The organism is Psychroserpens mesophilus (assembly GCF_050617655.1).
Taxonomy (GTDB): Bacteria; Bacteroidota; Bacteroidia; order Flavobacteriales; family Flavobacteriaceae; genus Psychroserpens; species Psychroserpens mesophilus_A.
Window position 1 is genome coordinate 1 of sequence record NZ_JBODQC010000124.1, and the last position, 287, is coordinate 287.

The 287-nt window shown below is 52.6% G+C and carries 1 pseudogene; it reads left to right on the forward strand.

Annotation, left to right across the window (positions count from 1 at the left end):
* Nucleotides 1-12: 12 nt before the first annotated feature.
* Nucleotides 13-287, forward strand: a pseudogene (locus tag ACRHNM_RS16610) (Gfo/Idh/MocA family protein); the annotation flags it as partial.

The following is a 287-nucleotide window of genomic DNA, read 5'->3' on the forward strand; positions in this document are numbered from 1 at the left end:
TTACCTAATACTATGCCTGAAAAGATAAAACTGGGTATCCTCGGAGGCGGGGGCGATTCATTGATCGGCGTCCTCCACCGGGTTGCCGCCCATATGTACGACAGCTATGAGATTACCGGAGCGGTCTTTAACCCGGACCATGCACAAAGCCTGGAATTTGCCCGGGAACTTGGGATTTCAACCGACCGTATCTATCCGGATTTTGATACGCTGATTGCCGAGGAGACCAAACTGCCGGAATCCGAGCGGATCCAGGTGTGTTCCATCCAAACGCCGAATTTCCTCCA